This window comes from Shewanella sp. K8, assembly GCF_028823715.1.
In the GTDB taxonomy this organism is placed as follows: Bacteria; Pseudomonadota; Gammaproteobacteria; order Enterobacterales; family Shewanellaceae; genus Shewanella; species Shewanella algae.
In genome coordinates this window covers 62,233-70,727 of sequence record NZ_JAPEHY010000027.1, presented here as the reverse complement: position 1 = coordinate 70,727, position 8,495 = coordinate 62,233, and the positions used below count along the sequence as shown (strand labels likewise).

The 8,495-nt window shown below is 58.1% G+C and carries 2 protein-coding genes and 1 pseudogene; all 3 read right to left on the bottom strand.

Annotation, left to right across the window (positions count from 1 at the left end):
- Nucleotides 1-193 precede the first annotated feature (193 nt).
- The 3 genes and pseudogenes from ON072_RS14870 to ON072_RS14860 all read right to left on the bottom strand — a co-directional run bounded on the left by ON072_RS14870 (nucleotide 194) and on the right by ON072_RS14860 (nucleotide 8,482).
- On the bottom strand, nucleotides 194-658 hold the full coding sequence (locus tag ON072_RS14870; RefSeq protein ID WP_025010961.1) for a GNAT family N-acetyltransferase: 465 nt from the start codon (nucleotides 656-658) through the stop codon (nucleotides 194-196).
- Nucleotides 659-957: 299 nt separating this feature from the next.
- Nucleotides 958-2,388: pseudogene (locus ON072_RS14865) on the bottom strand (PfaD family polyunsaturated fatty acid/polyketide biosynthesis protein); the annotation flags it as partial.
- 226 nt (nucleotides 2,389-2,614) lie between these two features.
- Nucleotides 2,615-8,482 carry a hotdog fold thioesterase gene (locus ON072_RS14860; protein WP_261753224.1) on the bottom strand — a complete coding sequence of 1,956 codons (5,868 nt, stop codon included), beginning with the start codon at nucleotides 8,480-8,482 and terminating at the stop codon, nucleotides 2,615-2,617.
- Nucleotides 8,483-8,495: the final 13 nt, after the last annotated feature.

Sequence of the window (8,495 nt, the reverse complement as noted above, 5' to 3'; positions counted from 1 at the left end):
TCAGATGCCTTGAACGCCAATTGCTGTGCAAGCCAGAGTGCCACGAGGACTTATTTGCACCTTCCCAAAAGGCAGCTCAGCTATTCACAAAGCAGGTGATGGATTGCCGCTTCGACGGAAACCCAGGCCAAGTAGGTTAGCGATTTAAGGCCTAGAGTTGCATAGCCGCTATGCAAATGCATCCATGCATGACCTACAGCGCTGCCAGCTTTAAGCTCATAAAGCAGCTATTTGGATCTTGTTGATAGTCGGCGAAGGGGGCACAGAAGCTAAAGCCTTCACTCGCGTACAAGGCTCGGGCCGGGGCGAAATAGGCCATAGTGCCAGTTTCCAGGTAAAGCCTTTGGACACCCAGGCCTGCGGCATGATGCAGCAGGTGTCTGAGCATGGCTCTGGCGTACCCTCGGTGGCGGAAACTTGCAGCTGTGCGCATGGATTTAAGCTCGGCCTCGGCGTTGCCAAGAAGTTTGATGGCACCACAGGCGGCGGGTATTTCTGTTACCCAAAGGGTGAAGAAGTGGATATCCGTTTGTTTCAGGCCGCTGAGGTCGAGGGCATGCACGCTCTCGGGCGGCGATGTGGCCTGCATCTCTTGCAGGTGCTCTGCAAGCAGTTGCAAAACCGCCGGATGGCTTAAATCACCGGCTCTGATCTGCATTGAATCTTCTTTGGGCATGATATTCATGGTGTTGCTCGTTGCTATGGCTCGCTACATTAGTTGCTTGGCGCTATTGACCAAGCAGCGAACGTGGCAATGCTTATGCCATCCTTGCAAAGATGGCCATTTTAGACGTGGAATTGAGGTTGGACGCGGTGCGGGTGGGCCTATATGACAAACTGGCTACAGGCCCAAAATTGAGTGGTGTTATTTGAATCGCACCGCAAACAGGCAGAGTGCCCGTTTGCGGTGCATGGTAAAAGGCCTATAAGACCTTTTTTGATGAGCCGTAATCCTGCTCAGTCCAGCGATTTCAGCGGCCGATAATGGCCCAAGCTGGATGGCAGGACTATGCCCTGGCTTCGCAACTGGTTGACCCGGTTTTGATAGGCGGCGCCTACGAGCAGTTGCAGTGCCAAGTCCACGGCACGGCGCTGACGGTAATCATCCAGATAGCTATCCTTGGCCCAGGCGTTGAAGGCGCCCAGTGCCGGCCCTGCCCAGATCTGGTAATCCATCTCCCGACCGCTTTCCCCTGTGTTGGACCAGCGGCTCGATAGCCCCAGATACCAGCGGAAAATGAGCGCCATCTTGCGCTTTGGATTGCCCTCGGCGCGGCGAATTTGTTCGGGATCCCGCGCCATAAAGTGGGCAACCGTGCCTTGCCAGATTTCATCCAGATTGGCGCGAAATACCTGAGTTTCCAGCTTTTGGCGCTCATCGGCCGGAATGGCCTCTATCGAGTCGTAGCGGCTGTAAATTTCGTACAGTTTATTGGCCCGCATGGGGAATAGGGTGCCGCGTTTTACCACTTGCAGCTTGACGCCCATCTCAAACATATCCGCGGCCGGCGCCATGGTGACATCGGCCATTTCCACGGTCGCCAATAGCTTACGGCTGTGCTCGCTGGCACCTGCTTCGATACAGGCCTGATTGATAGAGCCGGTAACAATAAAGGCGGCGCCCATATTGAATGCCGCCAAAGCCGCATCCGGCGTGCCTATGCCGCCACCCGCTCCAACCCGGATAGGTTCTTGGTAGGCGTATTTTGCCTGCATTTGATCCCGCAAGGCGATAATGGTGGGCAGCAGGGTAACCAGAGGACGATTGTCGGTATGGCCTCCGGAGTCTGCCTCGGCGGTAATGTCGTCGGCCATGGGCACCTGCCTGGCAAGTTCGGCCTGCAGTTCAGTGATCCATCCCTGACTCAGCAGTTGCTGGAGGATTTTCTCCGGCGGCGGCGCCATAAAGTGGGCGGCGACTTCGGTGCGGCTCACCTTGGCTATCACCTTGTTGGCGATTAGGGTGTTGCCGTCACTGTCCCGGCTCAGTCCGGCCACCCGATATCTCACTATGTGAGGGGTCAGCGCCAGAAAGGCCGAGGCTTCGACCGTACGTACCCGGTGTTTGAGATAGAGCTCGACCGCACCTTGCTCGAGTGCCGGTTCGCTGGGGCTGTGGATCAGGTTAAAGGCGTAGGGGCCGCTTGGCAGCGCCGCCTGAATTCGGCTGATGGCGGCTTCCACCCGGGATGGCACCAGACCGGCGGCGCCAAATGAGCAGAGAATGCCGGCCTTGCCGAGGGCAATCACCAGCTCTTCGGAGGCGATACCGTTGGCCATGGCGCCGGCATAATAGGCGTACTTGACTTTGTGGCAGGCGGCAAAGGCCGGATCGCCGAGCGCTGCTGCGCTGAGTGGCGGCACCATGGCGCAAACCGGCAGTGTATTGCCGCTTGCACTCGCCTCGGCAAGCTGCGCCTGATTGGCAAACAGGATTTTCCCCTTGGTTTGTCTGGCGACAAACAGCGGCTTATCCAGCGCCTTGATTGCGTTGCCGGCACAGTTATCCGTGGCCGCAAAGACATCATCACTGTTCGGGTTCAGGGCCCAGGGCCAATTGAAGCTTGTCATCTTGTTGCTCTCATTATCTGTTCGGTTGTTTTTGCCTGAGGGCTCAGGCTTCTTCAATGGCCAGAGCCAGATCTTTTATTTCATAAATTCGCAGGCCATCTTTGGCGAGCCAGGCATCGGCTGTCAGTGTGACTCTGTCCGGCGTATCTTCTATGGTTGTGATATGCAGCTCCAGCGACATCTGCCGGTTCAGGGGATTGATCTGACCGCGGTATTTCCACTGCACCTGACTCAGGCAATGGGTAAATCTTGGGTTATTGAATTGGCTCCCAAGCCCGGCGTCCAGGGCAAAGGCACTCAGGAGTTCCAGCATGGCTTCCACCCCGAGCGAGCCCGGCATCACAGGGTCCTGATGGAAATGGAAGCGGAAGAACCAGTCAGCGGCATCGATTTTGCGCTCGCCATAGATGTAGCCCAAGTTGGAATGGCCGCCTTGGCGGCAGATGCGGATAGAATCGACAAAGTTGAGTCGACCGCCCGGCAGGCGCAGGTGTTTTTGATCCCAAGAGCCATGATAGAGAGCGCAATCGGTGGCGCGAAGATCATAGCTCACATCGGCCTCAAGCCCTTGCTGTTTATCCCAGGGCTCGGTCACCTTACCGTTATCCAGCCCCAACTGGTTTTTCAGCGCCTCGGCCTTGAAGTAACCAAATACTGCTTCGCCTTCATAGAAGGGTTCACCATCGGCGCTGAGCACAAAGCTGAAGCTCTGGATGATGTTGGTGCCCGCCTTGACAGTGCTCAGCAGACGCGAGTCGTTGCTGATGGTCTTGCCACGCAGGTCAAGCCGGCGCAGCAGTGTGCCTTTACCGTCGAGGTTACGGAAGAAAAGCTCTGTGTCGCCATAGCCCAAGGTGGTGCCCATATAGCCGGAAATAAAACCATTGGGCTGCAGCGCTATCTCCATCAAAATCGAGTAGGGCATATGCGCCGGGTGGCTGTTTTCACTGAAGTACCAAGCCTTGGGTGGCACTTCATATTCGCCGATACAGGAGGCCGGAGACTTGAAGTCGCCGCGCTTGCCAATCACCTGCGTCACTCTGGTGGTGAGCTGCAGATCGCCGCAGGGGGTGCGCGGTGGGATAAGCCCGCGGTAGGCGGCAAAGTCGGGGCCGAAGCAGTTCTCAATATCGCCGGTGGCAAATTCAAACATATGCCAGGGGGTAAAGGGCGCAGTATCGGGCGTGCGATTCGGGTAGTCCGGCGTTACTGGTGCTGGAACATGCCTGACCGGGAGCACGCCGTGAATGGGCTGGGAATCCGGGCAGCTTTCCTGGCTCATCAAGGGAGCATTGATGGATGCCTGGCGCCCGGCGTTCAGCGCCTCGTTAGTATCACTTGCCGAGGCGGCAACCTGTTGCGGCTTTCCGCCGTGCTCCTGGTCACTCACAGCACTGTCATCGGCATACCTGTGACAGTCTTCATCTTCTTTGAGCATGACGCCCAGATTCTGGAAGTCCACCACCGCCTTGCCGTCGAGCAAGATCTCAATATTGGCCTTGGCCCAGGGGCTGGGTGTCAGTCCTATTTCGGTGACTTCCATCCGATAGGTGAGACGATTGGATTGCGGCAGTACCTGTCCGCGGCAACGCACCTTCTGCGGCGCGCTTTCAAGTGGTTGGAAGCGGCCATTGCGGGTGTGTTTGTGCAGGCCAAGATAGAGCATATAGAACTGCAGCAACTGACCGCAGCCCTCGGCCATCAAGGAGCCGGCCATCACCTGATCGTCCTTGAAATGACAGGGGAAGTACCAGTGATCCGGCTCCAGTTGCTTGTGTCCTTCAACCAGACCCAGGCCCCAGGCGCCGCCGCTTGGTTCGACTCTGCTGACCTCTTCGATCATCAGGAACTTTTCCGAGGCAAAACACAGCGAGGCTTGGCGGTAACCCAAGTCATGTGAAGGGCCAAAGCAGGCGCCGATATCGCCGCTCAGCAGTTGCCTCATTCGCTGGTAATCAAATATCTGTTGTTTACAGTGGATCAAGGGCTGGAATTGGCGCTTGTTCGCCATCGCCAGGTTGCGGGCCTTGATCTCCTCTTCGGTGCGGATGACTCCTTTGCCATCGGCCAGCTCGGCATCGGTGAAGAAACCGGCGCAGCCGTTGTCCATCTTGAGGATCAGACGTTCGCCGACAAAACACTCGTAAGAGAAGAAAAACAGCAGGGTATCGCCGTTGCGGGCAAAGTGATTGATGGAGATGTCGTATCTCAAGGTATCACCGCCACGAGGCAGATCGCCGAGGAAGGTGAGGGTACAGTCGAGCAAACGGTAGACCCGCTCGCCCTTGTTCTCCAGATCTATGCCGAGATAGCTTATCAGCATCAAGTCACACTGGCCCGACTCCACGGCCACCGCCCAGGGGATCTGGCCATCGACCAGATAGGGGGCGTCCACGGGAATATCATACTCTGTGGTCATGGTGCTCGGCTTGTATTCGCCAAGACGGGCATTGAGTTTAGTTACCCTGGAGACCAGCAGATAATCTGTGGTGGGCAGTCGCACCCGGCGGCGGTAACTGTCGATCACGGCATACTCGGGGCCGAATACCGGCGCTATGTCGCCCTCGGCGTATTGCACCAGATCCTGATAATTCCAGATACAGGGTTTGTCCTTGGGCACTTGGTATGTCGCTTTGGGGGTAATGGTTTTGGCAACAGTATCAGCAGCCGTTTGAACCGAGTTCTTGGGCGTGCGCGCTGGTAAAGGTGGTACTGAGGCGGAGCTCTGAACTGCCGAGCGCTTGTCTTCTGAGCCGATATTTTCAGCGCTTAAGCGTTTTTCGGCCGCAGTCCCGGCGCCCAAGAGGGCGCTGGCCAGTGCCAGTCCGGTTTCACGGCTCTTGAGAAAGGCCAGGTGCGCTTCACGTGCCAGCCGTTGATTATCTGCCAGTGCCTGCAGGTGCGCCTCTGTACCGGCTTTATGGGGTGCGGCCGCAGTTTTATCGCCGGGCACGGATTGTCTGAGAGCTGATGGGGCGTGCTGATTGTTCACCGGAGTGAGTTCCTTAGTCAGTTCACTGTTAACTTGTTGGCTGCTGGTGTGCATTACCGGCGCTGCCTGGGCTTGAGTGTTATTTGCCTGGGCAAGCTTTTGGCGAATGCCGGTCTCGTGTTTAAGCTCGGCGGTGGCGATATGCTGCTCTATGGCATCACCGCCAAGGGTGATGGTTTGCCACAGCTGGCGGACATTTGCGCCGGCTATCTTTTGATTGGGCTTTTCACTGGCCCCTTGACTGCTCTCTTGACGGTTATTTTTATTCTGCGTGCTGAGCGCCTGTTGCAGGTGCGCCTTTTGCTCCGCCGACTGTTGCAAAGTAACCGCGGCGCAGCGGCGCTCGCCATCTATCAGCAGGGTGTGGGAATCTTTATCCCTATCCTGGGTCAGGCGCAGCAGCGAGTGCAGCAAACTGGCCATCCCGGCGGCGGCAAAGCTGTGCCCCATACGCGAGACGGCGCTGTGGCTGGTGGCCGCGAGACGACGAAAAGCCTTGATGCTGGGGCTGTGTTCATCTACCTCAGGCTGTGCGTCCCGGCAAAGTGCTTGCTCCCTTGAGTCTGCCGCAGAGAGAGGCTCTGTAGCTGTTAATTCCACTGATGAAAACGGCTTGAAACTCAGCTCTGTCAGGGCGCCGTAGCGACCGCTTTGATGCGCAACTGACGGCTTCAGCACCAAGGCGCCGGCGCCTTCACCCGGTAACAGTCCAAGCTGTTGCAGACGCTTGCCCGAGTGCAATACCCGCTCGGCACTGCCGGCGAGATCCACCGCTGCCACCACCACGGCGTCCAACGCCTCGGTGCGGCAGAGATTGGCGGCCACTTCCAGCGCCCGGGGAACCGACAGCTCGGCGGCCGAAATACTGAAAGCCGGGCCGTTGAAATCCCATTGGGAGGCGACCCGGGAGGCCATGATGTTGCCTATGTAGCTGGTGTATTGATTGAGGCTGGCGCTGGGCAGTACGCTGTCCATCGCCAAACGCTCGAGTTCGAGATACTCATCTTGGCTTAAGGTGATGCCGGCATCGTTAAGGCTCTGGCTAATCTGGCTATGCAGATTGACCCGGCCGCGGAACTGATGCAGTTCAAGCTCGGTTTCCATGGCGACCAATACAGCCACCCGGCCACCCATGGGCAGATTGGCATCGCGAATCGCATCATCGGCCACCTTGAGCAGCAGTAATTGCTGCGCCACCAGTCTATCCCCCGGATGGGGCGGCAGGCGGAATTTGAGGAAATCCAGTTCAAACTTGTCTATATAGCCGCCATTGGGAGCCTGTTCAAGCCCCATGCTGGAGAGCAAAGAGCGGTTTCGCTCCAGGCCTTTCCAGCGTTTGGGTGGCAGGGCTCTGGTGGCCGTTTGCCCTTTGGCTATCAGCTTGGCAAGCACCTCGAGTGAGTCGGCGGCGCCGAAATGCGCGGCGGCGCCCTCAATCGCCAGGCAGTCAGCGCCCTTGTGTTCAGCCGTTCCCGGCGAAGGTTTGGCCGGAATAAGCTCTTTGGCAGCATCGGGTCCTGTGAGCAGCAAGTGGGCGTTACAGCCTCCGAATCCGAACACAGACACCCCGGCAACCGGGCCGGGATTGCCCGCTTTGGTCGGCCAGGGGATGGCGCTGCGCACCATATTGTGCTCGCCAAACACGCCGTTGGGCGAACTCAGCGGCGCGGATATTCTCACCGAAGCAGGTAACAGCTTGTGTTTCATCGACAGCAGTAACTTGATGATGCCAGCCATACCGGCAGCGGTCAGCAAGTGGCTGAGGTTGGACTTGACCGAGCCGATTTTAGGCGCGGCGCTGCCTTCCAGGCGTGGGCAGAAAAACTGCTCCATGGAACTGAGTTCCACCTTGTCACCCAGAGGCGTGCCCGTGGCGTGGCACTCAATCACCTCCACCTGGGATGGCGCGATATTTGCCGCCTCGGCGGCCCGTTCAAACGCCAGTACCTGGCCCTTGCTGGCGGGGCTTAAGACAAACTGGCCGCGGCCATCGTTGGAAAGCCCTGTGCCTCTGACTATGCCGTGAATGGTATCGCCATCCCTTTGGGCATCGCTCAGGCGCTTGAGCACCAATACGCCGCAGCCTTCACCGGCAAACAGGCCGCCGGAATGGTTATCCAGCGGGGCGCTTTGGCCCGACTCGGGGAAGGCCTGGAAAATGGAAAAGCCCATATGGATAAAGAAGGGATCGGCGCCGCTGACGGCACCGGCCAACATCACATCGGCGCTGTGGTTACTGAGATAGTCGCAGGCCAGGCGCAATGCATAGACTGAGCTGGCGCAGGCGGCATCCAGGCTCAGGCTGGGGCCGCCAAGGCCCAGGCAATCGCACAGCAGTTCAGAGCCCTGGGCAGCGATATCCGTATCCCAATGGCGAATGCTTGCATCTGCAGCCGTTCCCGCATCTATGGCTGACGCCAATGGCGGCATGCCGGGGAAACGGCGCCGCAGCGCCGTATCGACACTGTGATGATACAGCGGCAAAAAGGCCTTGTTGGAAGCTCGGGTCGGGAACGAAAGCGTGCCCATCACGGCGCCGCAGCGCGCCAAGTCGGAAGCGTTTTGCGCTGGGGTTAGCCCGGCGCTTTGCAGGGCCTTGCGGGCGCAATCGAGTGCCCACAACAGGTGCTGATCCCAGGTTTGGGCACCCGTTGCCATTTCATCCGCTGATCTGGCATAGCCCTCGGGCGAGAAGTTAAGCTGGCGAATATAACCGCCCTTATCACAATAGAAACGGTCGCTCTGGCCTTTTGCGCCTTGATAATCGCTGACACTGGCGCCCAATTGGCTGTCATTCAGGGAGCTGATGGCATCCCGGCCTTCGCTGAGCAGTTGCCAGAAGGCGTCCAGATCCTCACAGCCCGGGAAGCGGGCGGCCATGCCAACTATGGCAATGGGCTCGGCTTGTTTACTTGTCACTCTGTTCTCACTT